Origin of the sequence: Succinimonas sp., from assembly GCF_045225735.1 — a bacterium.
GTDB lineage: Bacteria > Pseudomonadota > Gammaproteobacteria > Enterobacterales > Succinivibrionaceae > Succinimonas.
On sequence record NZ_JBGVBR010000174.1, the window covers coordinates 1 to 3412 of the forward strand.

At 50.9% G+C, this 3412-nt stretch carries 2 protein-coding genes; both read left to right on the forward strand.

The annotated features are described in order from the left end of the window. Positions 1 to 146: 146 nt before the first annotated feature. The gene (locus tag ACJROR_RS06105; protein WP_406546316.1) at positions 147 to 1235 is read left to right on the forward strand and encodes a haloacid dehalogenase-like hydrolase; all 1089 of its coding nucleotides are present in this window, start codon (positions 147 to 149) and stop codon (positions 1233 to 1235) included. Between the two features lie 403 nt (positions 1236 to 1638). Further along, positions 1639 to 3111 carry a hypothetical protein gene (locus tag ACJROR_RS06110; RefSeq protein ID WP_406546318.1) on the forward strand — a complete coding sequence of 491 codons (1473 nt, stop codon included), beginning with the start codon at positions 1639 to 1641 and terminating at the stop codon, positions 3109 to 3111. Positions 3112 to 3412: the final 301 nt, after the last annotated feature.

Here is a 3412-nt window from a genome sequence, read left to right on the forward strand (position 1 = left end):
TTTTGATCACCTGTCTGCTCCCTCCGCTGGTTGCGCTGTGCTTTTTCAAGAGAGACGGTTCCTCCTGAAGCGGGGATGCGGGATTCCCGCTGTTCGGCAGCAGTTTTTCCGGTTTGATAATGCCTTAATATTTCAAGGACATACATATGCACACATTGTTAAGAAACACTCTCGCGGCCTCTGTGATTGCCGCCTCCCTCTTTACCTTCGGCTGCAACTCCGCCGCTAATCTGGACGGAAACGAAAATCCCGCAGTCGTAACCGCGTCCGCCGCATCCGCAAAGATGTCCTACTGGACGGAAAACTCTCAGGCGGCAGCGGATATCACCGATTATGTTAAAAGCGTAACCGACAAAAACTCCCCGGATTTCATCCCGGAAGAGGATCGCATCGCCGTATTTGACCTGGACGGCACTCTGGTGGGAGAAACCTACCCCTCATACTTTGACTGGGTGATGTTCACCCATCGGGTGCTCCATGACCCCGGCTACAAGGCCACCCCGGAAATGAAGAAATTTGCCCGGGAGCTGGAGGAAGGCTGGAAAACCGGCAAACTCCCCAAGGGTGCGGAAAAGACTCATGCCGCACTCTCCACAGAAACCTTCAAGGATCTGACCATAGAGGAGCTTAAGGACTATGCCCGGAAATTCAAGGAGACACCGGCTGCGGGATTTAACAATCTCAAAAAAGGCGACGCCTTCTTCCTGCCCATGGTATCGCTGGTGAAATATCTTCAGGCCAACGGTTTTGCCGTGTTTATCGTGAGCGGCACCGAACGCAATATCGTCCGGGTGATTATCGAGGGCGTTCTTGATGTTCCGCCGCACATGGTGCTGGGAACCGACGGCTATCTCGTGGCCAGCCACCAGAACGGCAAGGACGGACTTGACTATGTATACCAGCCGGACGACAAGCTTATTTATAACGGCAAGCTGATCACCAAAAACGTCAAGATGAACAAGGTGCCCATCATTGCCCGGGAAATCGGCAAGGTACCGGTGCTGGCCTTCGGAAACAGCTCCGGAGACCTCTCCATGGCTCAGTACATTACCAACAACACAAAATACAAGAGCCGGGCCTACATCCTGCTGGGCAATGACGCCGTCCGGGAGCACGGGAGCGAGGATAAGGTCGTTTCCCTGAAGAAATATTGCGACGAGCACGGCTTCCATACCATTTCCATGAAGGATGACTTTGCCACCGTCTACGGCGACAACATAACTCTGGCAAAATAATCCCCGGGACATCTCTGCAAAACCGGTCTCAGGCGAGGCCGGTTTTTTTTTGCGCCCCCTTTAAGGCATCTCCCTGAAAGACCGCCTTTTCAACAAAAATCCCCCGATGCGGCAGCAAGCCTCCGGGGTTTTCCGGTCAGAAAAGTTCTGAACCCCTTGTTTCTCCCTCTTAACCTCTATCCAAAAGGCCGGAAACGGTCAAAACGCTGATCCGGCAGACGCTTCCGCAGGTGTTACGGAGATCCGGTGTTTCCAAACACAACGAAGCATTTTCCTGCGTGACGTAACATTACTATTAAATTTGTATTGCGTTTTTATTTTGCTGGTATATTATAGATACACAACCTCAGGAGAGGAAATTCACTTAACTTTCACTCCTTTTCGGAGTCATCAGGAGATTTTTATGAAAAACTACTATTTTGACTGGTATGACGGCTTTGGGAGCTCTCTCTTCGCGGAAAACAAGGCCTCTGAAGAGGAGTATGAGCTGCGGGAGAACGGAGAAACCACTGGCAACGCTGACGGCGCCGCAGATGAGGAACGGCCCTTCATCGCTCCGATTCTTGGAAAACCCCTGGAGCATGCCGTGCAGGAATACCGGAAGGAGCTTATGAAGTTTCAGGACTGGGGCGGCCCCAAACAGCAGGAGTTTTTCCGGAGCTATGATCTTGATAACGAGATCGCCATTCTCCTCGGAACCTGCACCCCGCGGATTGCGAAGCTCCTGCTGGACTGCCTCGCCTACGTAATGAGCTGGATGGATCCCAGCGGCGCCTTCGCCTATCCCGTATTTCTTTCGGACTGTCAGGCAGTGCGGTTCCGGCATGTTTGCTATGAGCCCTCCTGGTGCGAACGAGCCAAATGCATTACCACGGAAACTCTGGTCAAGGACAAGGAGTCCTTTGATCTCTTTTACTCCTATGCCCTCCTGACCATAAACGCGCTGGACGATAAAGACCGGGCCTGTCTCTTTAAGCACTTTTCGGACTTTGCCGAAGAAGGAGACATTATGACCGAGAACGATTTTGAGGAGGCCAGGGACGCCTTCGAAAGCAGTCACCGTCCCCAGCCGGACACTCTTGATGCCGATGCCGCGAACTTTTACAAGTCTCTGGATCCCAAGCTTGACACCATGACCCGGCTGATGATGAAGGAGGCCTATGTTTACGAATCCTATAATCACCTGGATGACTGGAAAACCGACGGAGAGGAACAGGATGAAAATTTCACCCGGTTTGCCCAGGAGTGCGGCGTTATGCCCTGGGAACTTCTCCCATTGAAGGACGAATACCGCTCCCGGCCCTTTGAGGAGTGGGATATGAAGCCGATTTTTCCGGTAATTGACTACGACCCGGATCCGGAACCGTGGCAGTCAGTGCGATTCCTGAATTACGGCTATCGTGATATGGAGGTATTCTGCGACGAGCCTGCCGGACTTAAATACCCGGAGGGTGACGACACCTACACTGAACGCCTCCTTAAGGGCATGATCGCCGGCAGAAAATCCTGGCGGAAGAGCCAGTATGCAGCATACGAAAAGGAGCAGCTGAAGAATTGGGAATATTTCAAAGAGCATGCAGATGAAGACCAGGAATTCATGGCGGAGTTCGGCGCCGCCGTCCTGAAAAATCACGGGGATCTCAGCAAAGTCGGCAATGAAAAGCCCGCCTTTGAGCTCCTCATGATGAGCCAGGAGGATTTTCTGAAGGAGCTCAGGGATTTCATCCGGCATAACCCTGATTACTATGAACATAACGGGGAGGAAATCTTCGAGGAGCTCAGCTACAGCACTGATGTCAGCGAGATTCAGGACTGGAACAAGCAGGTCTTCCAGCATATTATGAAGGACTGGGACAAAACAGCGTTCTTTATCTGATCCCGTTATGATGCCGAAGCGAACGGCGGCGGATCCTGATGCCGCCGCTTTCAGAAAAGCTGCTCCGGAACATTAAAGGCTGCTCCTGCAGTAAATGTTAACTATATCTCAAATTTAAACAAGTCCCCAAAAATGAAAATCTCCCTTTAAACAATTAAATAGGGAAATACAGTTTTATGATTTAAAATTCATGCAAATGCCTGAAACATTTCATCAGTAGGCTGACGCTCCAGAACATTGGAATCGTTACGTTCTTCAAAAAAAACTAGAATTACTGAATTTTGAAACGCTATAATTAAGG